Raw genomic sequence first — 25,722 nt, 5'->3', positions numbered from 1 at the left:
CTTTTTATTCGGCATGGAAAAGGCGTTAAGCCTGCTCCACCACCTGATCGATACGTCCGAAGATGGACTGGCCGTTGCCGTCCAGCATCTCGATGGTGATCTTGTCACCGAACTGCATAAACCCGGTGCTCGGCTTGCCGTCCTGGATGGTTTCGATCATGCGGATCTCGGCGATACAGCTGTAACCGACGCCACCCTCTTTCACGGGCTTGCCCGGGCCGCCGTCGAGTTTGTTCGACACGGTACCCGAACCGATGATGGTGCCGGCACCCAGCGGGCGGGTTTTGGCTGCGTGCGCGATCAGCTGGCCGAAGTGGAAGGTCATGTCGATACCGGCATTCGGCTCGCCAAACTTCTCGCCGTTCAATTCGGAAACCAGTGGCAGGTGCAGCTTGCCTTCCTGCCAGTTGTCACCCAGCTGTTCCGGCGTGACGCACACCGGCGAAAAGGCACTGGATGGCTTGGACTGGAAGAAGCCGAAGCCCTTGGCCAGCTCGCCCGGAATCAGGCCGCGCAGGGAAACATCGTTGACCAGCATCACCAGCTTGATGTGCTTGAGCGCATCTTCCGGGGTCACCCCCATCGGCACGTCGTCGGTGACGACAGCGATTTCCGCTTCGAAGTCGATACCAAAGCCTTCACTCTGCGGCATTTTGACCGGCTCGCGCGGAGCGAGGAAGGAATCGGAACCGCCCTGGTACATCAGCGGATCGGTCCAGAAGCTCTCCGGCATTTCAGCACCGCGCGCTTTGCGCACCAGCTCCACGTGATTGACGTAGGCGCTGCCGTCGGCCCACTGGTAGGCGCGCGGCAGCGGCGACGCACAGGCGCTCTGGTCGAACGGCTGGCTGTCGATCTCGTTGTTTTCCAGCTGGTGGTGCAGCTCCTGCAGAATGCTTTCCACCTGGGCCCAGTTGTCCAGTGCGGCCTGCAGCGTCGGCGCCACGGATTCCGCGGACGCCATGCGGGTCAGGTCGTTGCTGACCACAACCAGCTGGCCATCGCGACCGGATTTGAGACTGGCTAACTTCACTGTGTCTCCCCTTCTTTTGTCGGTACAAACTCGGCGTCGCCGTGCATCCAGGCGGCGTGCCGCGGTGCCTTCTTGGTTTTCGACCACTCCTCGAGCATGTCTTCCGCCACGCGCTTCAGCTCCTTGTGCATGCCGGGCTGGGCGGTGTTAGCGGCCAGCTCGATACGGTGGCCGTTCGGGTCGAAGAAGTAAATGGATTTGAAAATCGTGTGGTTGGTGGGGCCAAGCACATCGATGCCGGCGGCTTCCAGCTTGTCCTTGGCCGCCAGCAGTTCATCCATGCTCTCCACTTCCAGCGCGATGTGCTGCACCCACTGCGGGGTGTTTTCGTCGCGGCCCATGTCCGGGGAATTGGGCAGCTCGAAAAACGCCAGCACATTGCCCTGTCCCGCGTCGAGGAACACGTGCATGTACGGATCCGGTGCGCCGGTAGAGGGCACCTTGTCTTCGGCGATGGCGAGCTGGAATTCCATGCCGAGGAGATCGCGGTAGAACTCTACCGTCTCCTTGGCATCGCGGCAGCGGTAGGCCACGTGGTGAATGCGTTTGATTGCCATCACTCAGGCCTCTTTCTTGTCACCGATCACGCCGCGCTCGAGCTGGTCGCGTTCGATGGATTCGAACAGCGCCTTGAAGTTGCCCTCACCGAAGCCTTCGTCTTCCTTGCGCTGGATGAACTCGAAGAATACCGGGCCAAGCATGTTGGCGGAGAAGATCTGCAGCAGCAGGCGCGGCTGGCCGCCCTCGGTAGTGCCGTCCAGCAGCAGGCCGCGCTTCTTCAGCTCGTCGGTCGGCTCGCCGTGGCCCGGCAGGCGCTCTTCCAACATGTCGTAGTAGGTGTTCGGCGGCGGGGTCATGAATTCCATGCCGCGCTCTTTCAGGCGATCCCAGCAGGCCACCAGGTCGTCACAGGCAAAGGCGATATGCTGGATACCCTCGCCGTTGTACTTCATCAGGAATTCTTCGATCTGGCCGCCGCCACCGGCCGCCTCTTCGTTCAGCGGGATGCGGATCTTGCCGTCCGGCGCGGTCATGGCCTTGGACAGCAGGCCGGTGTACTCGCCCTTGATGTCGAAGTAGCGGATCTCGCGGAAGTTGAACAGGTCTTCGTAGTACTTGGCCCAATAGTCCATGCGGCCGCGATAGACGTTGTGGGTCAGGTGATCGAGGGTGTGGAAACCACAGCCCTGCGGGTGCTTGTCGACACCTTCCAGCCAGTGGAAGTCGATATCGTAGATGGTCTCGCCTTCTTTATAACGGTCGATCAGGTACAGGGTGGCACCGCCGATCCCCTTGATCGCCGGCAGGCGCAATTCCATCGGGCCGGTTTCCACTTCTACCGGCTGCGCACCCTTCTCGATCGCGCGATTGTAAGCCAGGGTGGCGTCTTTGACGCGGAAGGCCAGGCCACAGGCAGACGGGCCGTGCTCGCGGGCATAGTAGTCGGCGTGGCTGCCCGGCTCGTAGTTGGTGATGAAGTTGATGTCGCCCTGGCGCCACAGCTCGACGTCTTTGGTGCGGTGGCGGGCCACTTTGGTGAAGCCCATGGCATCGAAGACGGTTTCCAGGATGCCCTTCTCCGGCGCGGTGAATTCGACGAATTCAAAGCCGTCGAGACCCATCGGGTTTTCAAATAAATCGGCCATGTGGTCCTCCGTTATCTCTCTCATTTGCGCCGCTTTGTCGATACGGCAGCGGACTGGATAGTTTCAGGTGCAACGAACTTAGTTGCACGTGTAACTAATGTCAAGCAATGCGGCGGGAATCTGCGAACCCCGCGCCGACATCTGGTCACGTTTGAGGATTGCGTAATGAAAAGGTATCCAAACCGCGCGAAAAAGCCGGAACTGGCGGACTTTCCGCGCCAATTCGCCGGTGAGCGGCGCCGCCGGTTTGCCACTATTTCTAACGTGGACAAAGCTTAAGCAGCAGAAGTTTCAGCGAGCAGATGGAGAGGTGAAAATGGGGCGCATGGTTGAACCCGCAAGCGGCCGGCGGCGATGAGCGGCAATGGCGGCAAAGCCCGCGCGCTATTCAAGGCCACCAGCACACCGCTGTCATCCATTTTCGGCAGCGGCTTTCTGGTCATAGTGCCGATCCTGGCCGGCGCGGTGGGGGTCTATGCGGTGCCGACGATGGCGCTGGTGTGCGGGCTGGCCTACTGCGTCGGCAGTGTTGTCCGCTTCAATATCGCCAAGGCGGAACCGGCACTCGAGGGGCAGCCAAAGGAGTCCACCCTGGCCTTCGAACGCTGTTCCGACCTGGCCCTGGTACTGGCCTATATCATCTCGGTGTGCCTGTACCTGCATATCCTTTCCGCCTTCGTGCTCGGCAGCGTGCATCTGGATAAGGGCATCAACGAGGACCTGCTGACCACCACCATCATCCTGCTGATCATTGCGATCGGTGTTACCAAGGGCTTGGACGGCCTGTCGATACTGGAGGACTGGGCGCTGGCCATCACCCTGCTCATCATTGTGCTGTTGCTCGGTGGCTTTGCCCTGTACGACCTGCACACCTGGCAGTCTGCCAAAGGGCTGACCTTCTTCGAGGCAAAGCCCCACAGCGTCTGGGAGATGCTGACGATCGTCGCCGGCACGCTGATTGTCGTGCAGGGATTCGAGACGACCCGCTACCTTGGCGAGGAGTTCGATTCGCGCACCCGCATCCGCGCATCCCGGCTTTCGCAGCTGATCTCCACCGGCGTGTACCTGGTATTCATTGCCGTCGCCCTGCCGCTGGTACATACCCTCGACGGCCACTACGACGACAACAGCCTGATCCAGCTCGCGGCGGCGGCCTCCGGGCTGCTGGTCGCGCCGCTGGTGATCGCCGCCGCCCTGAGCCAGTTTTCCGCCGCGGTGGCCGACACCCTGGCGGCATCCGGCAACCTGGAGGAAGTGACCAACAACCAACTCAAGCTCAAGTTCGGTACCGTGCTGGTCGGCAGTGGCGCCATCGGACTAGCGTGGCTGGCCGACACCCTGGAGATAGTCGCACTGGCTTCGCGGGCCTTCGCCTTCTACTACTTCCTGCAGTGCCTGGTGGCGATCAGTGTCAGCGAGTCCCGCGCCCGGCAGTTGTTCTTTGCACTGGTGGCGGCGGCTCTGGCGTTTATCACGATTTTTGCGGTACCGGCCAGCTAGCGACATCCAGCAACATACAGAGGGCGAAAAGACGGCTCAAACGAACCAGCAAAGCGCGCCGCCGGGCCGATACAATCCGTTGACGACCATTCCGGTATTCGCACACGGCGGCTACCCGATCAGCGGGAACACCATGAAAACAACGATAAAGATACTGTTTACAGTCACGGTCGGCCTGGCGCTGGCCCTGACTTTCCTCGCCCCCCAACTGCTCGGTTTTTCGGTAACCCAGCTCGGCAACGCCGTGCGCGTAGCCACCGGCATGGGCGCCAAGCTGGCCTGCTCCGGCCGCTTTGTGTCTGGCTTCGATGACCAGCGCATTCGCGATGACCTGGCCTCCTATTCGCCGGCCAACCGCCTGCTCGACCTGCAGTACGGCGACCATTCCGTAACCGCGGAACTGCTGGGCATGGCCACTACCAGCGCCACCTACCGCCCCGGCCTCGGCTGCACCCTGGACATCGGCGATACCAGCGAACTGGATCGCGTTACCGCCGCACCGCCACCCGCAACTGATGCGGAGTGGCCGGCGGGCAGCGCCGTGCATTCCATCGACGCGGACCTGCAGCAGCGGGTCGAGGCAATGCTCGCGCGGGACAACGTCGCCGGTCTGCACACCCGCGCGCTGGTGGTGGTTCAGGACGGCAAGCTGGTGGCTGAGGCCTACGGCGATGGCATCAATGCGCAGACACCGCTGCTGGGCTGGTCCATGGGTAAGAGCCTGACATCGATCATGCTCGGGCGCCTGGAAACCCTGGGGCTGGCGGACACCCGCAGCAAACCGGTCTTTCCCCAGTGGCGCGGTGACGCGCGCAGCCAGATCGCGCTGCAGGACATGCTGCAGATGTCGTCGGGCCTCAAATTCGACGAGACCTATGCACCGGGCAGCGACGCCACCAAGATGCTGTTCAATGTACACAGCGCGTCCGACGTGGCCATGGCCAGCCCGGCCATGTTCCAGCCGGGCGAGCATTTCTCCTATTCCTCCGGCACCACCAACCTGCTCGCGCGGTGGCTGCACGAGCGCGTCGGCGGCACCGCCCAGGCCAACCTGGACTTTTTTCGTCATCAGATCCTCGAGCCGCTGGGTATGACGCACACGGTTTTTGAAATGGATCCGAGCGGTGTTTTCGTCGGCAGCTCCTATATCTATGCATCGGGGCGGGACTGGGCGCGCCTGGGCCAGCTGATGCTCAATCGCGGCACGCTGAACGGCCAGCGCCTGCTGAGCAAGGACTGGGTTGCGCGCGCCGCCGCGCCGAACCACAGCGACAACGAGCCGCGTTACGGTTACCAGTTCTGGCTGAATAGTGGCGGCGCACAGCTGCGTTACCCGCAGCTGCCGCAGGATGCCTATTTCATGCAGGGCAACCGCAAGCAGGTGGTGATGATCTCGCCGTCTACCAATACGGTGGTGGTGCGCCTGGGCTGGAGCGCCACTGGCTACCCCACCGGCGCCAATTTTGCCGCGCTGTTGCCGGGCGCCTGATCCCCGGAGAGCAGTCCCAGGTGGACAGGCCCCGGCGGGCAAACGCGAGCCGTGGCACAATCACTCTCGCCAACCGCAAAACAGGGAGTCCGACCGTGAAGGATTTTTGTGTCGGTGCCGTGCAGATGATCAGCGGCGACTGCGTCGCCGATAACCTGGCGCGGGCCCACAGCCTGCTCGTGGAAGCCGCCAGCCGCGGCGCCCAGCTGGTATTGCTGCCGGAAAACTTTGCCCACCTGTCCGACCGCGGCAGTTTTGCTGCGGCCGAGCCGTTTGCCGCTGACGGCGCGGCCAGCGCCGAGTACCAGCCGATCCAGCACGCGCTGCAGACCTGGGCCGCGGAACTGGGATTGTGGCTGGTGGCCGGCGCCATCCCACTGTCGGAAAGACCCGATGGCGCAGCGGTGCAAGGCCGGCGCAGCCGTTCCGCGTGCCTGCTGTATGACGACCGCGGTGCACTGCGCGCCCGCTACGACAAAATTCACCTGTTCGATGTCGAGGTAGCCGATGCCGCCGGCAGCTACCGGGAATCCGCCAGCATCGAACCCGGCGACGACACCTGTGTCGCCCCATCTCCGTGGGCGGAACTCGGACTCAGTATCTGTTTCGACCTGCGCTTCCCCGAACTCTACCGCCAGCTGGCCATTGCCGGCGCCGAGGTTTTTCTGGTGCCGGCCGCGTTTACCCACACCACCGGCCAGGCTCACTGGATGACACTACTGCGCGCCCGCGCCATCGAGAACGGCTGTTTCGTGATTGCCGCCAACCAGGGCGGCAGCCATTCACCGAAGCGGCGCACCTGGGGCCATTCGGCCATTATTGATCCGTGGGGGGATATCGTCGCCGAGGCCGGCGAGGGCGAAGCGGTGATTACCGCGATGCTGGAGGGAAATAAACTGGCAGCGGTGCGACGCAGCATGCCGCTGCTCGATATGCGGCGACTCTGAGAGCATCGGGGAGCGCACAGGCTTGCACAAGGGGAATATCGGCTGGGACTAGGAATACTCGGCCACAGCGGCCGAGTGCATGCAGATCGGAAAATCGAAGTGCGCGGCGGCCAGCGAGGCGGGATTGTATTGCACCAGATCCCATGAGCGGGACTCGCCGACCGTGGCTTCCGCGGCAATGCGCCCGGCGGCCAGGACCGGCGGACGACGCTGCAGGTGATGGGCGTCGGTGGCCAGCACCGTCACCATATCCCTTGTCAGTAACTCACGCGCGCGGCGCTCCGCGCCGGCGCCGAAGTGCCCGGCCACGGCTCCGGCGGTGACCTGCAACAGGCAGTCGCTGCGCACCAGTGGCAGTACCTGTTTGAAGTCACGCAGTATGTCGCGGTTGCGTTCCGGGTGAGCAATGAGCACGCGGATATTGCGCCGTGCCAGCCAGGCAAAGACTTGCTCCACGCCTGGCGGGATATGACTGTGGGGCAATTCCAGCAGCAGCACCCAATCGCCCTGCCACTCGCCGATAAACGGCAACTGCTCCTCTTCCACCAAACGCGGGATGTCATCGGTCAGGCGCACCTCGGCGGCCAGTCCAAGCCGCAGCGGAATCCGCTCTTTGATCAGTGCCCGGCGCAGGTTACCGAAGGCGTCGGCGAGTCGGTCGCGGTCGTTGTCGTAACGGCCGATATGCACGTGCGGTGTGGCCAGCGCGTGGGTAATGCCGTCGTCGACAGCCGCGCGCGCCAGCCCCAGTGCTTCCGCCAGTGTGGCGGCACCGTCATCGACGCCCGGGAGCATGTGACAGTGCAGATCGATCATACGGCCTTTTCGCTGTCCAGTTTCTGCAGTTCGGCGCCGGCCGGCTCCGCACTTGCAGCCTTGCGGGACCGCTCCTCCCGGCCGTAGCCGTAACCCTGGTACTCGTCGGCGTAGGCCGAATTGCGGCTGGTATCCACGTGGTTCAGCACCACGCCGTCGATTTCGGCACCCACCTGCCGGAAGCGATCGATACCCTTGCTGACCAGGCGCTTGTTGGTGTCGTCGTACTTGACCACATAGAGGATCGAGTTGGCCTGCCGCGCGATGATCAGCGCATCGCTGACCGCCTGCACCGGCGGCGTATCGATGATGATGCGATCGTAGCTGCGCGCCAGCACCTTGATCATTTCGCCGAATTGCGGCGATACCAGCTGCTTCTGCGGGTCCTCGCATTGGACTCCGGCCGGCACCAGGTGCACGCCGCTTTTCTCGTCGCGGAAAATGCATTCATCGATGGCGCTGGAGCCCTCGACCAGTTCAGCCAGCCCGGGGTGGCCCTCCGGCACCGCAAAATCCATACCGATGACAGGCTTGCGCAGGTCGGCATCGATCAACAGCACTTTTTCCACCTGCGCCAGTGCAAAGGCCAGGCTCTGGGCGACGGTGGTCTTGCCCTCACCGGGTACCGACGAGGCCACGGCGATCACCCGGCCTGTCTCGCTGGGACGGCTGAGGACCACGCCCGTGCGCAGCGTGCGCACCGACTCGCTGAAGGTAAACTGCTCCGGATCGTAGAAAGTGCGCAGTGGCAGGCGCTCGCCGCTGGCTTTGCTCACGTCCGGCAGCACTCCCATCAGGCGCTGGTGCAGGTACATTTCCACATCTTCCGGACTGCGCACACCCTCGTGCAGGAAATCCAGCACGAAGGTCAATGCCACCGAGAACATCAGCGCGATGGCGAAGGCCGCGGCCACTGCCAGCTTGCGATTGGGCGACGCCGGGCGCTCCGGTGCCACCGCCGGATCGGCGAGACGCGCCGGAGCGGTTTCAAAACCGGTGGTCTCGCGGGTTTCGTTGACGCGGGTCAGGAAGGTATTGAACAGCTTGCGGTTGACTTCGGTCTCGCGCAGCAATTCATCGTAGCGGAATTTTTTACGCGACACTTCCTGGTAGTTTTCCTTCGCCCGCTTCACATCGAGTTCCTGCGCACTGACGCGAGTCAATGCAGTCACATACTGACTTTCGATGGCGGCCGACAGGTTGCGTACTTCGGTGCGCAGTTGCTCCCGCACCATGGCCAGTTTGTTGTTGGCAGCGATCATGTCCGGGTGCTTGGGACCATAGCGGCGCGACAGCTCGGCCACATTGCGGCTGGCCTCGGCCTCGTTGCGCTTGATTTCCTGGATCATCGGATTGCTCAACACTTCCGGCAGGTTGGCTAGCGCCAGCTCGTTGCCTTCCAGGTCGTGCATCTGTTCGTAGACGCTGGAAATCTGTTTCAGCTGCCGGCGCATATCCTGCAATTGTGCCGTCATCTCATTCAATTCCTGCTCGGCCAGGCTGTTCACGCCACTGACGTCCACCAGGTCTTCCGCTTCGCGGAAGGCGTGCAAGTCGGCTTCGGACTGCTCCAGCTTGCCGCGCAGGGTTTCCAGCCGTTCCTGCAGCCAGGAGCTCGCGCGGTTGGTGAACTGCGATTTGGCTTCTTCCTGGCTGGCGATGTATTCCGCCACCACGGTGTTGGCCACCTGCGCCGCCAGTGACGGCGAATGCGCCTCAAAGGTAATGTCGACCAGATGGGTGTAGCGCTTCGGCTCGATGGTGAGCCTCTTCAGGAATAGCGTGACGACCTTGTCCATCCGGGTCCGGTCGACGTGGCCACCGGCACTTGCCTCGCGGTCGGAAAATGACAAGAAACCCAGTGGGTCAAAGCTTTCGCTCTGCAGTTGTCCCTCGAATTCGGGATTGTCGAGCAGGTCGAGCTTGCGGATGACCCGCTCAGCCAATTCGCGGGACTGCAGCAGCTCCGTCTGCGTCAGGATGTAGTCCCGCTGCTGGGAACCGACATCGTAGAGTTTTTCCACCGACACCAGGTTGGCGCTGTCCAACTCGAACATCAGTGTCGCCGTGGCTTTGTAGCGCGATGACATGTCCAGCACGATAATGGCCACCAGCGCGGTAATAGCCGCGGTCAGTCCGACGATCAGCCACTTGCGCGCCAGGACAATCTGCAGGTATTTGCGCAGGTCCGGGCCCTGCTCGTCGGCAGCTTCATCGCTGTCAAAATGCGTGTTGTTACTCATACCGAAAACCCTCAGAAGAATCCTTGTTCGACGGTGACGATGTCACCGGGATACAGCCTTGTATCCAGGTTGGCCTTGAAGCTGCGCTTGCTGTCGCCCTGCCCACGCTCCACACTGATCTTCCGTTGCGATGCTCGCGGGGTAAAACCGCTCGCCATGGCCACGGCCTTGTTGATGGTAAGGCCGGGCAGGAAGTTGTAGCTTCCCGGTGTATTCACTTCGCCGCTGATAAAAAACGGCCGGTACTCGACCACGGTCACTTCGACATTGGGATTGATCAGGTAATCCCCCTTGAGACCGGCGACAATTTTTCTTTCCAGCTGACTGGGGCTGAGACCCGCGACGCGAATCTCGCCGATAAACGGGTAGTTGATCACGCCACTGTCGCCGAGATGCATCTCCATCGTCAGGTCTTTCTCGCCGAAAACCCGGATGGAAATGGTATCGCCGGAATCGAGCTGGTATTTGTTCATATCAATACCACCGGTGTCCGCCATGGCGGCGATACTCATCAGCGCCCCCACTGCCCAGAGGACGAGTGTGGACACGCGGCGGCGCAATCGGTGGAAACGGTCAGTCTTCATCGTCATGGTCATGGTCATCTTCGGACTCCCAAATTAAAAATCCGGCGCGGCGTGCCGCCGGCCTAGGGTGTGGCTTCAAAGCCGAAAAATACCTGGTGGCGTTCGTAGGCAAAGGCCTGCGGTACCGCGTTCTGGTCGATCGCCGCCACGCCGCCGCGCAACGCCAGCCAGTCAAGCAACTGGTAGCTGCCCGAGAGCGTGGTACGGCGGATGTTTTCTTGCGTTCCCACACCGGCGAAATACGCGCGCGTGTAACGGAAAGATGCATTGCTGGAAATCTTGTCGGTCCAGGCATAGGTCCAGGTCAGTGCGGCACTTTTGGCGTCGACAAAATTGGCCAGCCCGCGGGACTCGAGGGCGCGCCGGTCGGTAGCGAAAGTCAGCTCGTTGAGTTCTGTAGGCCGCCAGGACACCAGCCCGTCCCACAGTGGCCGGGTATAGTCGCTAATGTCCGGATTATCGAAATTGCGCGTACCGATGCCGCCCAGCAATTGCAGTGTGAGCGTCGGCACCTCGCGCCGGAAACCGGCCATGTAATTCATGAAATTCCCGTCGCGATTCGGCAGAGTGAGGGCACCGAGTTCATAGTCGATGGCGCGGCCGTCAATGCGGGTCACAAGGTTGGTGACACCGACAACCCTGTAGGTGAACTCGGCGCCGGCGTAGTTGGCATTCCAGTCCTGCGCGCGTAACTCATTAAGGTAATTGCGGCGGTTGTGGCCGACGGTCAATGCCAGTTGTGCGCGGGCGCCTTCGGCGCCGTAGGTATAGGTGACGTTGGCATCCGCATCGTGGTAGCGGTCGCGCTCGTAGAGCAGGCTGTCGAGATCTTCAGCGACGCGGTCGTTGAATTCCTGCTCGATATTCAGGTAAGTGAGCCCAAGGTCCAGCTGGTGGCGATCACCCAGGCCCCAGCTGCCCTCGGCCAACAGGCGGTGATCGGTATAGTTGTCGCGTGCACTGTCGAAGTACTCGCCGCGAGAGAAACCGTAGTCGAGGCTGTAGCTGCCGATGCCGCGCTCTGTCTCCAGCAGGAATCTCGGGCTGGCGACGGCGCCCCAGCTGTCGACTTTATTATCGGGGGCATTATCGATGTTGTCGTCATAGCGAAAATCGACACCGATCGATGGCGTAAACGCGATACCGCCCGGCAACTTGATGGGCTCCGCATAAGCGAAGCCGGCGGTCACCACAGTGAGCAGTAAAACGACTGTGGTTGCCACACCGCTGTGGAAACGTTTTTTGTTCATGGTCAGAGCTCAAATCCGTTTGCAGCTTTATGTACTTTTGTACCACTTCCTTGGGAGTGGTAAGTCTAGATTCTGTACACAGATGGTGTGGATGGAATTTATGCAATTTTTTTAAAAAGTCGGACTGGTCATCAGTAGGCGTTCTTGCTGGTAAACCCTTTGAATACCGTCATCAGAACAATGTAGAGATCAAAGAACATCGACCAGTTGCGGATGTAATCGAGATCGTATTGCACACGCTTGTGCATTTTTTCCAGCGTGTCGGTCTCACCGCGCCAACCATTGATCTGCGCCCAGCCGGTAATACCCGGTTTAACCTTGTGGCGCAGCATGTAGCCACTGACGACGCTGCGGTACTGCTCGTTGTGCGCCACCGCGTGAGGGCGCGGGCCGACAATGGACATGTCACCGCGCAACACATTGAACAACTGGGGCAGTTCATCGAGGGAAGTGCGGCGCAGGAAGCTTCCGAACCGGGTGACGCGGGGATCATTGCGGCGCGCCTGTACGATCTTTTCGCCATCGTCCTGGGTGGTCATGCTGCGGAATTTCCACACATCGATGGTGCAACCACAGTACCCGTAGCGGCGCTGGTGGAAAAATACTGGCCCCGGTGAAGACAGCTTGACGCCCGCCGCAATCAGCAGCATCAGCGGTGCCAGCAACAGCAAACCCACGCTCGAAAGCACCACATCTTCGAGCCGTTTCATCCAGCCGCTGATACCGTGTATCGGCGTGTCGTAAATGCTCAATACCGAACTGCGGCCGATCCTCTGCCAGCGGGCATGGAGCAGGTTGCTTCCAAAAATATCCGGCAGCAGGTGCACCGTGGCCGTGGTATCGGAAAACGCGGCAAGGATCTCGCCGATACGCTTTGCCTCTTCGATCGGCAGTGCGATGTACACCAGGTCCAATTCGCCCGCGCGCGCTGCCTGCACCGCCTGCTGCAATTCTCCAATGCGCCCGAGGCCGGCGGCAGCCATGTCCGTCGCCGCCACCGAATCCGTTCCGGGAATGCGATAACAGCCCCGCAGGCGAATACCCAGTTGCGGATTGGCGGCCAGGTCGTTGGCAAGCTGCAGGCCCGACTCGGTCACGCCGATGATCGCCGCGCTGCGGGTGTTGCGATCGTGTACCCGCATATAGGCGAGCAGGCTGCGCAATATGAAGCGCCACAGGATCAACGCACTCAAGGTAAGTGCGAACCAGGTGCCCACTGCGGCGCGGGGATAGGCGTCGCCCCATGGCCCGAAGTAGCCGATGATCAGCAGCAGCAGAAATACCGACACACACGCCAGCCCCGTCGTGGTTGCCATGCTGCGGAAATTGTCGGTACGCCACGAGCGGTACAACTCCACCGGTTCCGCCATCACCGCGAAAGCTGCCGTGGCCAGCAGGCCGACGATGAGCCAGTCCCTGCTGAAACCGAGCCCCCAGAACTCCAAACTCAATACCAGCGCGCCCATGATTAACAGGCCATCGATCGCGCGATAAACTGCCGCGAGATCGCTCTGATAGGCGCGGATCCATCCCCTTTGCACTGCCCCAACCTCCTTGGGCGACCACCTGACTTCAAGTACAAACTGCTCGGATGTAATAATGATCAAACATCAATCATATTGAGCAACTTTTGATCAGGATATTGGCACAGTTGTGGAAGAGATCAATCCCAAAATGTGAAAGTTGTCACAATAAATTTTGCTAGTGGTGTTTTGGCACCGGGGGCGTTTTATCGCCGGTAAACACGCAACAGTGCACCGGCGGCGACCCCGAAAAATACGCCGAGGGTATCTGCGGAAAAATCGCTCCAGGAAGCGGTGCGATCGGGAAGGAAAGCGCCCTGCAATAATTCAATACCGCCACCGGCGATCAGCAGCAGCGGTATTGCCAGAATCCAGGTACGGGGTGGGAAGACCAGGAAACTGAGCAAGGCAAGGCAGAAGAAGGCCCCCCAGTGCAGCACCCAGTCAAAATGACGAAAAATCTCCGGTACCGGTCTCTCACGCAGGCCGACGTAAACGCACAACATCAACAGGGCAAAAAATACCGCGCGCAACGCCGTCACACTGAACCACTGTGAGCCGCTGCCAAACCACCTTTTCATACTACTCCCTGTCTGCTCCCTGCGCGTCCTGACCTAAAAACCGGGGTTTTTGAGCTTTCCGTACTACTGAATAAATCGCCGCAGCCGAAGGGGCTAACAGCAATCGCGAGCCTTTGCGCGGCTCCTCCCGCCAGTCGCCACAGAGCGCGGTCGGGATTGACTATAACTATGCGGCAAAGCGGCAATGCGCACCAGCGCGAGATCGCCGATACACCGGATAAGGCCCATAAAAATGGCAGCACAATGAACTCCACCAGCGCAGCACTGCATGTTTTCAGCAGCGACATCTCCGTCTACACCTACACGCTGCACGACGACAGCGGAATTTCCATCGACGATGCCCTGAGCTGCGTCAACGACGCCGAGCGGCAACGCGCCGATCGCTTTCATTACGCCCGCGACCGCGACTACTACCTGCGCGGACGCGGTTACCTGCGCCGGCTGCTCAGCTGGCACCTGAAGACGCCACCGCAGCGGGTACCGATTGTCGGCGCACCGGGGCAGAAGCCGGCACTGGATAACAACCCTCTGTATTTCAATCTGTCACACAGTGGCCACCTCGCCGTCTGCGCCATCTCCCGGTCGCGCCCGGTGGGTATCGATATCGAGCTGGTGGATCACGCAGTACCGCACGACGCACTGTGCCGGAAAGTATTCACGCCGAGGGAATGCGACGCACTAGGCGCCTGTGAAGAAACCGAGGCGCCGCGGCGTTTCTTCGAGTACTGGACCGCCAAGGAAGCGCTGATGAAGCTCACCGGTCTCGGTATCCGCCTGAATCCGCGCAGTATCGAACTCGCACTCGACGGCGGCCGGCCGAGCGGCTACTGCCGGCCGCGCCTGCCACGCGCCCACCTACTGCGCCTGTCGCTGCCCGGAACCGAAGGTCTCTGCATATGCCACCTGGCCACGCCGCGCAGCTGACTCCAGGCAAAAACCAAAAGGTAATCTCCGATGAAACACGCCCTATTCCGGTTCGGACTCCTGCTTACCGCACTGCTACTCAGCGGCGCAGCCAGCGCCGCCTACTATGTGGATGCCAACCGCGGCAGTGACCGCAACCCGGGCACCCAGAAGGCCCCCTGGGCCACACTGACGCATGCCCGCGAAGTATTGCAGGGGCCGGCGACCGTCTATGTCCACAGCGGCAACTACCCGGCCTTTATCGAGCGTCGTCCCTCGCGGTGGCAGGGTTACCTCCACTTCAAGGCCGCACCCGGGGAGCGGCCAAGGCTCGGTGGCATCGAACTGAACTATGCCAAACCGGCCGATGCACAACTGATTTTCGACGGCTTCGAAATTTTCAGCGACAAGCGTATGCGCCTGGTGACGCTCACCAACGCGCACAAGTTCCGCCTGCTGAACAGTGAGCTGCACTCGGATCACTGGGCGCGTGGGCCGGACTCCGGTGTCTACGGGATCGACCTGAAAAGGAGCGCAGATGTACTGGTGGAAAACAACCGGCTGTATGAGGTTTTTCGCGGCGTGCTGATCCGCAATTCCGTCGATGTTTCCGTGCGGCACAATTTCATTACCGTGAAAGGCGCATCGGGCATCATGTATATGAGTGGCAGCAAAAATGGCCTGATCGAGTACAACCATATAACCGGTGCGGATTACACCCGCTACCCGCAGGACCCGCTGGCGGTCGACAAGCCACACCAGAGTATTATTGCCATTAGCAGTAATGACCTGGTGGTGCGCGGCAACCTGATGCACGGCATTGGCAGCTCTTCGGGCATGATGCTCTACGCCGGAGACTCCGTCGACGACGTCAAGGCCTATAAGAATATTCTTTTCGAGAGCAATGCGCTCTACGACACTTCCAACAACAATGCCCTGCGCATCTATAACCTGGGTGAGAACATCGTCCTGCGCAATAATTTCTTCTTTGCCAAAAAGCGCCCCGGCCCCTGCCATGGTGTCGCCAATGACGCGCGCTATCGCTACAACGTCGCCATCAATGTGCACAATGTTGCCGATGGCTACGACGGCTCCGGCCTGGAGCTCTACAACAATATTTTTGCCGGCGCGGTAATGATTCCGGAGAAGGCCCTCGAGCGCGATAATTTTTTCTGGTCGCTGCGTATGGGAGACCGCTGGCATGCGCGCTCGAGCAGCGGATCGTCCAAGGTGATGGTCGACGATTATCTTGGCTGCGGCGGCAGCCCGACCCTGCTGGAGGACGGAACTTTCTTCACCGTAAAAAATGACCTGTCTTTCCCGGAAAGGTCCCTGCTCGACCTGACCCTGGCACCGCAGTCATTGGCCCGCCAGCTGGTCAATAAAGCCGAGTTGCCAGAGACCTTTCTCGGCCAGGTGGATCCCAACGGATTTCTGCGCGCGCCGGTAAGGCGCAGCGAGATTGCCACACCGACCGCGGGACCGATACAGGAGATCTTTCTCAAGCCCGCGCCGGCGACAACACCGGTGTCCGTGCACTGCGAAGACGGCAGCGATTGCGCAACGCTGGCACACTGACGGCACACTGACGGGACGGTGACGGGGATAGGCGGCCGCCCTATCCCCGGCTCTTCGACTGGTATTTTTCCAGCGGACTGCCCTCCACACGCAGGGACTGGAGCAGACGCTTTATCCGATCGCGAATTTCGATGGGAATGGTGCGGCGGATTTCCTGGCGAATAAACCGCAGTTTATCGAGACCCTGCGCGCGATTGACCGGTATGGGCAGCAGCTCGGGCCAAAGGTTACTGACCAGCATACGGGCGAGGTTATTATTAATGCGCTGGGGCTCCGGCACCGAAAGAATGGTTTTGTAGTAGGCGCCGCTACTAAAGGGGCTGATTGACGGCAGTAGGATGTCATGCCCGTACAGACTTGGCCCCGCCCAGCAGGCAACCCGCAGTTCCACGTAGGCGAGATCGAGCAGGTTGCCGACGCTCATCCCCGCTGGCAGGCCATCGAGCCAGCCTTTACACAACCGTTTGGTCTCATCGTTTACCACTATCTCAAAACGCTGTAGCAGTTCGACAATTGTCAGGTCCTCGCAATGTTCATCGCCGGCGTACCAATAGGGTGCGCGCAGCGCCTCGCCACAGGTGCCGGTAATTTCATGGCGCTTCTGGTCGTGGACGCGGGCAGTGGCACACATCGTGGTCACAACATCCTCCACGCAATAGCCACTGCGCTGTAGCCAGGCTTCCACTTCCTCCACCGTCGGTCGCACGAATGGAATCAGTCTATGCCGCAGGGAAAACCGACGGGCGAGCTTGCTGGCGATATGACAATCGAGGCGGTTGGGATCACCATCCAGTTTGACGGTCTGCAACTGTACGCGGTTGCGTATATTGCTGGCCGCCGCGAGTACCATGCGCGAATCAAATCCACCGGTAAGATGGATCACATCGTGACCCTGGTTCACCAGGGCATACAGGTTGTCATTTAAAAGTTTGGCGATCCGCGCAACTGCTTCCTCGACATTGCAGCTGGCATCACCGCGCAGGCCCGGACCAGCGGCAAGAGGAAAGAGCCGTTCTGCATTCCAGCTGCCGAGATCCAGCCGGTGATTCGGCAGCAGTCGCCGGACGCCGACATAGGGGGTCACCCCGAACGGATACCAGACTTCACCCTTACCACCGAGGAACGTTCGCTTCACCGACTCGTCCCACTGTTGCGGTTCCAATAGCGACATAATACTGGGCGTCGAGGCAAGCAACTGCTGGTCGGCGTTGTAGACTACCGGCATTAGCGCGGCTGCATCCGTGAGCACCGCCAGTTCACTACCGTGCGTGACAAAGTAAACGAAGCGTCCGCCCAGCTCGTCGTACTCGTCGATCATGCCATCGGTCTGCTGCCGGGACGTGATGCTGTCGCCATCCGCCAAAAGGCGACCGCGAAAAATGACCCAACCGACCAGATAGCCGAGTTCAGCGCCTGCGGTATCGCGCAGTGTCACCAGCGGTACATTGCCGGCGAGTGACAGCCACCAATCGCGACAGCCTATCTGGCGCCAGCCCGGCAAGTCCAGTGGCTGACGGGCAAGGATAAATTGCTTGTGGTAATCCATTGGCCTCTCTTCCTCAGGAGTTCTGCTTTTCGATTGCCAGCGGGCGACGTGATACAGACGAGGACCCGCGGGCAAAACGCCACAGGCGCAGGCCCTCGGCCCTTACTGCACGCTGCGAAAGCCCGAGTAGCACCGCGGCCAACGCGGCCACGGCGGCCCCCGTCAGTACCGTTACCAGGTTTCCGACAATGGTGGCTGCTGGCCCAAGACCATCAGCCAGGAATACAACCATAGTGACCAGGGCACCCGCGCAGATGGCAAGCTGCGCCAGTTTTTCGACAAATTTTTTCTTGTGACTTCCAAGCTCTACCAGATAGACAGAGACGCACAATGCCAGGCATTCGCCGACGATTCCGCTGGCAGCGATCCAGGCGACGGGCTGGCCGCGTAGGGCGAGCCCCATAGCCAATAGCAGTGCCGTGCACCGGAAAATATTGGCATACATTGCATTTTTGGTGCGCGCCTGACTGTTGGCAATTACCGAGGGGGCGATGCGAACGATGCGCAGTGCCTGCATGATGGCAAGCCACAACATCACACTGGCTGCATCCAGATACTGCTCACCAAAGCTCAGGTGAATCAATGCGGTGCCGGCTACGGCAAAAAAGGTGACCATGAATAGGGCAAAGCAAAAGCACGCGATGAGGGTGAAATCACAACACTGCGCATAGACAGGGCCCTGTTCCCGATTGCGCGACAGTATCGGCATCAGCAGATAACCACTCATCTTGGCGAAAATCAGCGTCGGCAACATGCACAGGGAGAAGGCGACGCTGTACCAGCCGAGCGTATGCATGTCGTACTGGGTGCCGATGATGACGCGGTCACCCTGAAAGATACCGAACATCAAAAAGCCATTGACCAGCAGTGGCCAGCCAAACTCCAGCTTGCGACGCGCCAGCCTCCAGTTCATTGTCCAGCGATACGCCCGTCGTGCCAGTAGGTGAGAAATCAACACGTAGAGCGCAGACTGCACGATGATCACTGCCAGCATTACGCGATAGTCATCGAATACACGGGCAGCAACAAAGGCGATTGCAAGCGTCAGGATTTGTGGCAGCGCGTCATACAACGCCGTGGGAAAGAATTCCATCTGTCGCTGGCGCACCACGAAATCAAAGTGCATCAGGCCCTGCAGTGCTGGAACCACTGCCAGCAGTTGAAACGCACCGATCAGGTGGGGAAGACCAAAGATGGTTGCCACCGGTGTGGCGATTAGAAACAGAACGGCGGCAATCAACAGGCCCTTGATAAACTGCAACAGGTGCGCCGACCCCAGCATGTCGTCACCATCACCTTCCGAATCCTGCACTAACACGCGATCCAGCGCCAGGTTGCTCGTCATTTCCACCAATGAAACGGTGAGGGCAAAGGTAGTGGCAATACCATATTGTTCAGTGTCGATATGCCTGGCGATGATGACATTGCGAAAAAACGTACTGGCGGCAACAACGGCCTGGCTGACCGTGAGCACTGACGCGCCTTTCATGATACTCAGACGGATAGACAAAAAAGCACTCCTACTACTGACATCACAGTCGTAAAAATCTACTCGAAAACTTTACCGACCAGCGCGAAATAAGTACGAAACAGTGACTGGCGGTAAAAACGGCATTAAATTTCAAACGTTAAAATTCACCCTTAAGCATTATGTTTTAAATTTTTCTATTTTCAGGAATCAGCTTCACTGATTGTTGCCAACCAAAAGTCACATTTTTTCTTTACGTGATACGGCACCCGGTCACTCCAAAATTTGTGGGAAAAACCTGCAGCATTGACCGTCATTCAGAGAGCGGACCAACACAGTTTAGCTATAGTTTTCCTGCCCGCTGGATCTTGTCGATTGAAGTCGGGCCAATAAAGACTGCAGTTTTGCGGCGTAATCATTGCAAGGAATACCCTCATTTCGTTTTTACAGTTTCAGCAGGAATAGAGATAGTCCGATGCACTCTAAGAGTCTTTCCGCTGCTGAGAATCGGGCGCTGGGTTCCTCCACGCAGGCTGTCCGAAAACGCATCAGCTCCCCCGTTTCTACACCCAAAAAGGTAAGCGACCTATGACCCGGATCGCACTGCTCGGAGCCGCCCCGGATACCGGCAACCTGGGCGTCAATGCCCTGTCTCGCTCGGTATTGTTCGGTATTTCCAAGCGACTGCCAGAGTCTGAGTTCTGGATTTTCGACAACGGTCGCGGTGTGCGCCGGCATCAACTCGATCTGGAGCAACAGCGCTTCGAATACCACCTGTGCGGACTCAGCAACTCACGGCGTTTTTACCGGCGCGAAAGCCTGGCCCACATGCGCTTGAGCACGCTGCTACCGGGACTGAAAAACCCCGGTATCGAGGTCATCAAGCGCGCTCGCGCCGTGCTTGATATCAGCGGGGGTGACAGTTTTACCGACTTGTACGGCGACAAGCGATTTGAGTTGATTTGCCGCCCCAAGCAACTTGTGCTGCAGCAACAGAGACCACTTATATTACTGCCGCAAACATACGGGCCTTTTCGTTCAACGCGCCGGCGCGCCATTGCAAGGGACATTGTGCGTTGTTGCCATGCTGCCTGGGCTCGAGATCGGCACAGTTTTGAACTGCTGGCGGATTTGCTCGGCGGGGATATCGATCGAAAGCGCCACAAGTGTGGCGTGGATGTCGCCTTCCTGCTGCCGGCGCTGCGCCCCGCGGAAGACGACAGTAGCGCCCTGCAAACACTGCTGACTGAACGCGACACTCCCTGGGCCGGGCTCAACGTCAGCGGCCTGATCTACAACAACCCCCACGCTGCCACGGCGCGTTACGGATTTAACGCGGACTACCGCGCTGCTGTACAGCAGCTGTTACAGCGAATCCTGCGAAAATCCGATGCCCGTGTAATGCTGGTTCCCCATGTACACGCACCCGAAGACCACGAGGAGTCCGATCTCGCGGCGAGCAAACACGTGTTGACCAAACTCACCGCCACAGAGCGGGAGCGCGTCATACTGTTGGACCACCACTACAGCGAGTCCGAAATCAAATGGGCCATAGCGCAGCTAGACTGGTTTTGCGGCACGCGAATGCACTCGACCATTGCCGCGCTGTCCAGCGCGGTACCCACGGCAACCATTTCCTACAGCGACAAGGCCCGCGGCGTATTTGCAAGCTGTGATCAGGAGCAACAGGTGTTCGATCCCCGCGCGCTAGACACCGCTGAACTAGTTGACGGTGTGTTCGAATCTTTCTGCCGGCGCTCCGCGCTGCAGCAGTCACTTCGCCAAAGCCTGCCCGCAGTCATGGCCCAGGCCCGCGAGCAAATGGATCAGATAGCCATGAGTTGTATCGGAGACTGAGTGTTCAGATTTACTGCCGAAAAAGGCGGCTTTCTTCGCAGTTTTTACGGCCACGGATGCCAGCGCTAACTAAGATTTATCGACCAGCGCCAAAGCAGTTTGATTATTGGTAGCGATCTCCAGCATCAAATACGGATTGGCATGCAGATTATTAAAACGATTGAGGATGTCCGCCGCAGCCACCTGTGCACCGGTTGCGGTGTCTGCGCAGCGCTGGAGCCGCAGCGTTTCAAGATGCTCAATATCCCCACCGAAGGCCACCGCCCACAAGTCAGGGACGATGCGCCAGAGACCACCGGTCGCGCTTTCAGTGCCTGTCCCGGGATCCAGTTACACCACGATTACGATACCAGCGATGCGCGCCTGGCGACCTCCATGCGCGATGCCTGGGGCCCGGTCTATGAAGTGCTCGAAGGACACGCGTGCGACGACGAAATCCGCTTTGCCGCTTCCAGCGGCGGAGCGGCCACCGCGCTGGCACTTTACTGCCTGCAGGAACGAGCCATGCACGGCGTATTACATACGGCTGCGGATCCCGATAAGCCGTACTGCAATCGCACCGTTTTCAGTCGCGACCGGGCCAGCCTCCTTGCGGCGACCGGATCCCGCTATGCGCCTTCCAGTCCCTGCGCACAACTCGCGCAGATTGCCGATGCCGCCGGCCCCTGCGTTTTTATCGGCAAACCCTGCGACATAGCCGCCGCGCGCGCGGCACAGAAACTTTCATCGCGGCTGCGGGAAAACCTGGGGCTCACCATCGCCTTCTTCTGCGCGGGCGTTCCCAATACCGCCGCCTCACTGAAACTGGCAGCACAGGAAGGTGCCAGTACACCTGAGCGGATCAGCTCCCTGCGCTATCGCGGCAACGGCTGGCCCGGAAAATGGGCAGTCGAATATCAGGGTGACAAGGATTCGTCCGAGCGCCGCGAACTGAGTTACGCCGAGTCCTGGCACTTTTTGCAGCGGCACCGGCAGTGGCGCTGCTACATCTGCCCGGATCACACCGGTGAGTTTGCCGATATTTCCGTGGGCGATCCCTGGTATCGCGAGGTAGGCGAAGACGAACGCGGTAGCTCACTGATCGTGGTACGTACGCAGAGAGGACTGGACATCCTGCGCGGCGCGGTGGCAGCCGGCTACCTGACCGTCGGCGGCAATGACCTGAGCCTGTTGCCGCGCTCGCAACCCGACCTGATCGCCGTGCGTGGCAACCTCTGGGCGCGACTGCACACCCTGCGTCTATTTGGTGCCGCGACGCCAAGCTTTTCCGGTTTTTCCTTTTTCCCTTTCTGGTGGCACGAGCTGGACTTCACCGAAAAGTTGCGGTCGATACTCGGTACCGTGAAGCGCATTTTTACCAAACGGCTACGCAAGCCTGCCGGCCTGGACTCGGGGAGTGCCGGGTAGGCAAATCAGTGCTGAGAGGATTTTCTTTGCCAGTCGGCAAAACGAGGTATCACGATGAACGAACGCCAAATGCCCGAAAATTTCGGTGGGGTCCTCTGGGCCGATCACACACTGATGCAGCCGCCGGGATTGGTCGCCCTACTCCTGGCCCTGCTGGCGGTGCTACTGCTGCCTCGGCGCTACGCGATACTGCCACTCCTGTTAATCGCTGTAGCGCTGCCCGGCGCCCAGCGTATCGCGGTATTTTCACTGGACTTCACGTTTATCCGCATCATCATTCTCGCCACCTTGAGCGCTGCGGCACTGCGCGGGCATTTTCGTGGCCTGCGCCTCGGCATGCCGGATGTGCTGCTGATCCTGTGGATGTGTTGGGGGCTTATCGCCTACGGCCTGCTGACCAATAGCTGGCACGGCGTCGTGACCAGTGCCGGCGGTGCCGTCGATTCCGTCGGTGCTTACCTGATTGGACGATTGTATATCCGCTCGCTGGAGGACCTGCGCCGCCTGCTGGTGTGGCTCGGTATTATTTCGTTGCCGATGTTGGTGCTGTTCCTGTTGGAGAGGATTACCGGCTACAACTTCTTTTCTGTCTTCGGCGGCGTACCGGAAGAAATCATCGTGCGCAACGGCCGGTTGCGCGTGCAGGGCCCCTTCGCTCACCCGATCATGGCCGGTGTTTTCTGGGCCAGCCTGCTGCCCTGTCTCGGTGCCCTGTGGATGGCGAAAGTCGGGTCGCGCACATTCCTGACCATCGCCATTCTTTGTATGGGCCTGCTCGTAATCAACACCGCATCGAGCACACCGGTAATGGCGGTTCTCTGTGGCATGTTCGGAATGTCGCTGTTCGTGCTGCGCCGCCATATGCGCTGGATCTGTGGCGGCGCCCTGCTGTGCCTGATTGGCCTGCATTTGTCCATGCAAAGCCCGGTGTGGCACCTGATCTCGCGTATCGACCTGTCCAACGGCTCGACCGGCTGGCACCGCTACAACCTCATCCAACAGGCGATCAACCATTTCGATGAGTGGTGGCAGATAGGCACCACCTCAACCGCATACTGGGGCTGGGGGCTGCAGGACATTACCAACCAGTATATTTATGAGGGCGTCAACGGCGGCTTGCTGCAAATGCTACTGTTTGTGGGCTTTCTCGGCAGTATTTTCCTGCGCCTCGGCAGCGCGCTGCGGCGCGGTGGAAACCGCGCGGAGCAGTGGTTGCTGTGGGGCTCCGGTGTTGCCCTGTTCACCCATTGTGTCAGCTTTCTCGCCGTCGCCTATTTCGGCCAGATGGTGAACCTCTTCTATCTGTTTGCCGGCGGAGTCGTCGGTGTGACATCCCTGGCTGCGTACAGGCGAGCGCCTGCACGTTCACCGGCGCTTCGCGGTGCGCGGCCCAGTAACGAGGTACATGCTCATGGGTAGTGCGGTGCTCAAACTTGCCGAGCCATTGCCCGAGCCGGCGCAACCGACACTCAATATCGTTTTTGTCTGTTTCAACTGCGGTGCGGATATCTGCGCAGTGATCGACGATCTGGCAGCGGGAAACTATCCGTTTGCCGAGACCATGGTTTATATCGTCGACAACGCCTCGACTGATGGATCCGTGGCACGCTTACAGGCACTGCCCTACAGCAACGTGCGCGTGATCCCATCCAACAGGAACCTTGGTTTCGGAGCCGGTTGCAACCTGGCCGTGCGGCATATTATCGGTGCGGCCCCGATTCTGTTTCTCAATCCCGATGTACGGTTGTTTGCGGACAGCATTGCCAATCTGATGGACTGCGCGCAGCGCAAGCCACAGAGACTGATCTGGGGCGGCGTGACCTGCAGCGCCGATGGTGAGCCGGATGGCAAGAGCGCCTGGCGGGAGCCCTCGCTTACCGGTGTGCTGTGCTGGTCGCTGTGTCTCGACCCGCTGCTGAAAGCATTCGGCGGACAGAACCCCGATGCCTACCCCCGGCGGCACCTGCGCGGCGAAGCTTCCGTAGATGCGGTATCCGGCTGCTGCCTGCTCGTGGATTATCAGTTGTTTGCTCGGTTGCAGGGCTTCGACGAACGCTTCTTTCTCTATTCGGAAGAGATAGACCTGTGTCGACGTGCGCGCGTGCTGGGTGCGCGACCGCTGGTCAGCGACCGGGTGAGGGTTATCCATATCGGCAGTAAAACTGTCAGCAGCATCAACAAGGTGCACTTTCTATACCAGTCCAAGTTGAAGTATTTCCGCAAGCATCGGTCAGCGGCCGCGTGTATGGCGGCCCGGTTGGCGATCACCGGCGGCTGCGCCCTCCGCATTGCCGCATTTGCATTGTTGTCATTACACAAGCGGGAATACGACACTCAGCGTCGCCTGTGGTGGTCGTTCCTGAAGCGCCAGCTGCGCGAGAGTTACTGAAATGCCCAGAGTCGACATTCCGACTGTCATAATTCCGGCCTGCAACGAAGAGACAACGATCCTGCCGCTGCTGGCCGGTCTTGCCGAGGGTATTGAGCGGCACCGCTTTCAGGTCATCGTCGCCTGTAACGGCTGCGGCGACAGGACTGTGGAACTTGTCCGCCGTCACCATCCAGATGTAACCTGTCTCGATATCCCCACACCGTCGAAGACCAATGCCATCAATCGGGCGGAAGCACTTAAGCCCGGATTCCCACGCCTCTATGTCGATGCAGATATTGAAATCGATTCGGCCGCTGTACTGCGACTGATTAATTTACTGCGCAGCCGTTCCACGCCGACGCTGGTTGCCCCCCGCGCAGTACCTTTAACGGAAAAAAGCAGCATTACGGTGAAATGGTTTTATTCCGCCTGGCAAAAAACTATTTTTTTCCGGACCCAGGGTTTTGGCTCCGGAGTTTACGGTCTCAATCTGTCCGCGCGACAAAAGTTTACCGAATTTCCCCCCATCATTTCCGATGACGGCTTTGTGCGTACCCTTGGTTCCGATGTGGCAGTACTGGTTGCGGAAAACGCGCTAAGCCGCGTGCAGGTACCGCGCGGCCTGCGCGATTTGCTCGCCATCAAGGTACGCAGCAAACTGGGCAAGAGGCAACTCGAACAATGGGTTGACGGCGCTGTGGTAAAGACGACCGTGTTAGCTACTCAGGACAATACGCAAGAAAAGTCTCGTACGAGCCGTCAGCCAATTTTTTTAACACCGCCTTCAATGCCGGAATTTCTGACTTATATCGGCATCAACCTGATGGCCAGAGTGTTTGCCTACTGGCACGCTGCCCGCATACAGCGTTACCGCTGGCAACGAGACGATTCGAGTCGCCAACAGGTACATTGATATTTAATAAACAAGGCAAACAGTGCTCGGTAAATGGCACCAATAAAAAGGCGATCCATTGGATCGC

At 59.7% G+C, this 25,722-nt stretch carries 21 protein-coding genes; 10 read left to right on the top strand and 11 right to left on the bottom strand.

Annotated elements, in window-relative coordinates; translation table 11 throughout:
* Nucleotides 1-25: 25 nt before the first annotated feature.
* Genes IG168_RS08065 through hppD form a run of 3 tightly spaced genes read right to left on the bottom strand, consistent with a single transcriptional unit; the run spans nt 26 to nt 2,679 of the window.
* Nucleotides 26-1,033, bottom strand: a complete 1,008-nt coding sequence (locus IG168_RS08065) for a fumarylacetoacetate hydrolase family protein (RefSeq protein ID WP_193163718.1) — start codon at nt 1,031-1,033, stop codon at nt 26-28.
* Nucleotides 1,030-1,590, bottom strand: coding sequence for a VOC family protein (locus tag IG168_RS08060; RefSeq protein ID WP_193163748.1), 561 nt, complete (start codon nt 1,588-1,590; stop codon nt 1,030-1,032). Before IG168_RS08060 ends, IG168_RS08065 begins: the two co-directional genes overlap by 4 nt.
* A gap of 3 nt (nt 1,591-1,593) precedes the next feature.
* A complete protein-coding gene (hppD, locus tag IG168_RS08055; RefSeq protein WP_193163716.1) occupies nt 1,594-2,679 on the bottom strand; it encodes a 4-hydroxyphenylpyruvate dioxygenase in 1,086 nt (361 codons plus the stop codon).
* A gap of 354 nt (nt 2,680-3,033) precedes the next feature.
* On the opposite strand from hppD, the gene IG168_RS08050 reads away from it, so the two are divergent.
* From IG168_RS08050 to IG168_RS08040, 3 genes are all read left to right on the top strand, one after another.
* Nucleotides 3,034-4,179, top strand: a complete 1,146-nt coding sequence (locus IG168_RS08050; RefSeq protein ID WP_193163714.1) for a hypothetical protein — start codon at nt 3,034-3,036, stop codon at nt 4,177-4,179.
* Between the two features lie 133 nt (nt 4,180-4,312).
* The gene (locus tag IG168_RS08045; RefSeq protein ID WP_193163712.1) at nt 4,313-5,668 is read left to right on the top strand and encodes a serine hydrolase domain-containing protein; all 1,356 of its coding nucleotides are present in this window, start codon (nt 4,313-4,315) and stop codon (nt 5,666-5,668) included.
* 95 nt (nt 5,669-5,763) lie between these two features.
* Complete coding sequence (locus tag IG168_RS08040; protein WP_193163710.1) at nt 5,764-6,615, top strand: carbon-nitrogen hydrolase family protein; 852 nt, start codon at nt 5,764-5,766, stop codon at nt 6,613-6,615.
* A gap of 48 nt (nt 6,616-6,663) precedes the next feature.
* Here IG168_RS08040 and IG168_RS08035 read toward each other — a convergent pair whose 3' ends face one another.
* The 6 genes from IG168_RS08035 to IG168_RS08010 form a co-directional block, all read right to left on the bottom strand.
* On the bottom strand, nt 6,664-7,431 hold the full coding sequence (locus IG168_RS08035; protein ID WP_193163708.1) for a tyrosine-protein phosphatase: 768 nt from the start codon (nt 7,429-7,431) through the stop codon (nt 6,664-6,666).
* Entirely contained in the window at nt 7,428-9,674 is a 2,247-nt protein-coding gene (locus IG168_RS08030; RefSeq protein ID WP_193163706.1) for a GumC family protein, read from the bottom strand. The genes IG168_RS08035 and IG168_RS08030 overlap by 4 nt, the downstream gene beginning before the upstream one ends.
* A gap of 11 nt (nt 9,675-9,685) precedes the next feature.
* Complete coding sequence (locus IG168_RS08025) at nt 9,686-10,276, bottom strand: polysaccharide biosynthesis/export family protein (protein ID WP_226876677.1); 591 nt, start codon at nt 10,274-10,276, stop codon at nt 9,686-9,688.
* A gap of 44 nt (nt 10,277-10,320) precedes the next feature.
* Nucleotides 10,321-11,508 (bottom strand): outer membrane beta-barrel protein, encoded by a 1,188-nt coding sequence (locus IG168_RS08020; protein WP_193163704.1) that lies wholly within the window; start codon nt 11,506-11,508, stop codon nt 10,321-10,323.
* A gap of 131 nt (nt 11,509-11,639) precedes the next feature.
* Complete coding sequence (locus IG168_RS08015; RefSeq protein WP_319024674.1) at nt 11,640-13,049, bottom strand: undecaprenyl-phosphate glucose phosphotransferase; 1,410 nt, start codon at nt 13,047-13,049, stop codon at nt 11,640-11,642.
* A 188-nt stretch (nt 13,050-13,237) separates the two neighbouring features.
* Complete coding sequence (locus tag IG168_RS08010; protein WP_193163701.1) at nt 13,238-13,612, bottom strand: VanZ family protein; 375 nt, start codon at nt 13,610-13,612, stop codon at nt 13,238-13,240.
* A 168-nt stretch (nt 13,613-13,780) separates the two neighbouring features.
* Between IG168_RS08010 and IG168_RS08005 the strand changes: the two genes are divergently transcribed.
* Both IG168_RS08005 and IG168_RS08000 read left to right on the top strand, forming a co-directional pair.
* Complete coding sequence (locus IG168_RS08005; RefSeq protein WP_193163699.1) at nt 13,781-14,536, top strand: 4'-phosphopantetheinyl transferase family protein; 756 nt, start codon at nt 13,781-13,783, stop codon at nt 14,534-14,536.
* A 30-nt stretch (nt 14,537-14,566) separates the two neighbouring features.
* On the top strand, nt 14,567-16,093 hold the full coding sequence (locus IG168_RS08000; protein WP_193163698.1) for a right-handed parallel beta-helix repeat-containing protein: 1,527 nt from the start codon (nt 14,567-14,569) through the stop codon (nt 16,091-16,093).
* A gap of 40 nt (nt 16,094-16,133) precedes the next feature.
* Here the strand turns inward: IG168_RS08000 and IG168_RS07995 are convergent, their stop codons facing one another.
* A complete protein-coding gene (locus IG168_RS07995) occupies nt 16,134-17,639 on the bottom strand; it encodes a hypothetical protein (RefSeq protein ID WP_193163697.1) in 1,506 nt (501 codons plus the stop codon).
* Between the two features lie 13 nt (nt 17,640-17,652).
* The gene (locus IG168_RS07990; protein ID WP_193163696.1) at nt 17,653-19,149 is read right to left on the bottom strand and encodes an oligosaccharide flippase family protein; all 1,497 of its coding nucleotides are present in this window, start codon (nt 19,147-19,149) and stop codon (nt 17,653-17,655) included.
* 546 nt (nt 19,150-19,695) lie between these two features.
* On the opposite strand from IG168_RS07990, the gene IG168_RS07985 reads away from it, so the two are divergent.
* The 5 genes from IG168_RS07985 (at nt 19,696) to IG168_RS07965 (ending at nt 25,655) form a co-directional block, all read left to right on the top strand.
* Nucleotides 19,696-20,964 carry a polysaccharide pyruvyl transferase family protein gene (locus tag IG168_RS07985; protein WP_193163695.1) on the top strand — a complete coding sequence of 423 codons (1,269 nt, stop codon included), beginning with the start codon at nt 19,696-19,698 and terminating at the stop codon, nt 20,962-20,964.
* A gap of 141 nt (nt 20,965-21,105) precedes the next feature.
* Nucleotides 21,106-22,371: a Coenzyme F420 hydrogenase/dehydrogenase, beta subunit C-terminal domain gene (locus IG168_RS07980; RefSeq protein WP_193163694.1), complete on the top strand. Its 1,266-nt coding sequence runs from the start codon at nt 21,106-21,108 to the stop codon at nt 22,369-22,371.
* Between the two features lie 54 nt (nt 22,372-22,425).
* The gene (locus tag IG168_RS07975) at nt 22,426-23,790 is read left to right on the top strand and encodes an O-antigen ligase family protein (protein ID WP_193163693.1); all 1,365 of its coding nucleotides are present in this window, start codon (nt 22,426-22,428) and stop codon (nt 23,788-23,790) included.
* A complete protein-coding gene (locus IG168_RS07970; RefSeq protein WP_193163692.1) occupies nt 23,783-24,760 on the top strand; it encodes a glycosyltransferase family 2 protein in 978 nt (325 codons plus the stop codon). The genes IG168_RS07975 and IG168_RS07970 overlap by 8 nt, the downstream gene beginning before the upstream one ends.
* 1 nt (nt 24,761) lies before the next feature.
* A complete protein-coding gene (locus IG168_RS07965) occupies nt 24,762-25,655 on the top strand; it encodes a glycosyltransferase (protein ID WP_193163691.1) in 894 nt (297 codons plus the stop codon).
* Nucleotides 25,656-25,722: the final 67 nt, after the last annotated feature.

This window comes from Microbulbifer hainanensis (genome assembly GCF_014904735.1).
Classification (GTDB): domain Bacteria; phylum Pseudomonadota; class Gammaproteobacteria; order Pseudomonadales; family Cellvibrionaceae; genus Microbulbifer; species Microbulbifer hainanensis.
The sequence above is the reverse complement of the archived record's forward strand: the minus strand, read 5'-3'. Positions and strand labels throughout refer to the sequence as shown.

Excerpts from the sequence above, each read along its gene's own strand:
- IG168_RS08060 (WP_193163748.1), bottom strand. The coding sequence starts at position 1,590 with ATGGCAATCAAACGCATTCACCACGTGGCCTACCGCTGCCGCGATGCC.
- hppD (WP_193163716.1), bottom strand. The coding sequence starts at position 2,679 with ATGGCCGATTTATTTGAAAACCCGATGGGTCTCGACGGCTTTGAATTC.
- IG168_RS08050 (WP_193163714.1), top strand. The coding sequence starts at position 3,034 with ATGAGCGGCAATGGCGGCAAAGCCCGCGCGCTATTCAAGGCCACCAGC.
- IG168_RS08045 (WP_193163712.1), top strand. The coding sequence starts at position 4,313 with ATGAAAACAACGATAAAGATACTGTTTACAGTCACGGTCGGCCTGGCG.
- IG168_RS08035 (WP_193163708.1), bottom strand. The coding sequence starts at position 7,431 with ATGATCGATCTGCACTGTCACATGCTCCCGGGCGTCGATGACGGTGCC.
- IG168_RS08030 (WP_193163706.1), bottom strand. The coding sequence starts at position 9,674 with ATGAGTAACAACACGCATTTTGACAGCGATGAAGCTGCCGACGAGCAG.
- IG168_RS08025 (WP_226876677.1), bottom strand. The coding sequence starts at position 10,276 with ATGACCATGACCATGACGATGAAGACTGACCGTTTCCACCGATTGCGC.
- IG168_RS08020 (WP_193163704.1), bottom strand. The coding sequence starts at position 11,508 with ATGAACAAAAAACGTTTCCACAGCGGTGTGGCAACCACAGTCGTTTTA.
- IG168_RS08010 (WP_193163701.1), bottom strand. The coding sequence starts at position 13,612 with ATGAAAAGGTGGTTTGGCAGCGGCTCACAGTGGTTCAGTGTGACGGCG.
- IG168_RS08005 (WP_193163699.1), top strand. The coding sequence starts at position 13,781 with ATGCGGCAAAGCGGCAATGCGCACCAGCGCGAGATCGCCGATACACCG.
- IG168_RS08000 (WP_193163698.1), top strand. The coding sequence starts at position 14,567 with ATGAAACACGCCCTATTCCGGTTCGGACTCCTGCTTACCGCACTGCTA.
- IG168_RS07995 (WP_193163697.1), bottom strand. The coding sequence starts at position 17,639 with ATGGATTACCACAAGCAATTTATCCTTGCCCGTCAGCCACTGGACTTG.
- IG168_RS07985 (WP_193163695.1), top strand. The coding sequence starts at position 19,696 with ATGACCCGGATCGCACTGCTCGGAGCCGCCCCGGATACCGGCAACCTG.
- IG168_RS07980 (WP_193163694.1), top strand. The coding sequence starts at position 21,106 with ATGCAGATTATTAAAACGATTGAGGATGTCCGCCGCAGCCACCTGTGC.
- IG168_RS07975 (WP_193163693.1), top strand. The coding sequence starts at position 22,426 with ATGAACGAACGCCAAATGCCCGAAAATTTCGGTGGGGTCCTCTGGGCC.
- IG168_RS07970 (WP_193163692.1), top strand. The coding sequence starts at position 23,783 with ATGGGTAGTGCGGTGCTCAAACTTGCCGAGCCATTGCCCGAGCCGGCG.
- IG168_RS07965 (WP_193163691.1), top strand. The coding sequence starts at position 24,762 with ATGCCCAGAGTCGACATTCCGACTGTCATAATTCCGGCCTGCAACGAA.